Annotated in this window: 1 pseudogene; it reads right to left on the reverse strand. The window is 57.7% G+C overall.

Annotated features, from left to right (window positions below):
- Positions 1-239: pseudogene (locus RTW80_RS30660) on the reverse strand (IS1 family transposase); the annotation flags it as partial.

The following is a 239-nucleotide window of genomic DNA, read 5'->3' on the forward strand; positions in this document are numbered from 1 at the left end:
ACGCCCCAGCGTCGCCATAGTGCGCTCACCGAATACGTGCGCAACAACCGTCTTCCGGAGACTGTCATACGCGTAAAACAGCCAGCGCTGGCGCGATTTAGCCCCGACATAGCCCCACTGTTCGTCCATTTCCGCGCAGACGATGACGTCACTGCCCGGCTGTATGCGCGAGGTTACCGACTGCGGCCTGAGTTTTTTAAGTGACGTAAAATCGTGTTGAGGCCAACGCCCATAATGCG

Source organism: Escherichia sp. AM3, from assembly GCF_032029835.1.
In the GTDB taxonomy this organism is placed as follows: Bacteria; Pseudomonadota; Gammaproteobacteria; order Enterobacterales; family Enterobacteriaceae; genus Escherichia; species Escherichia coli.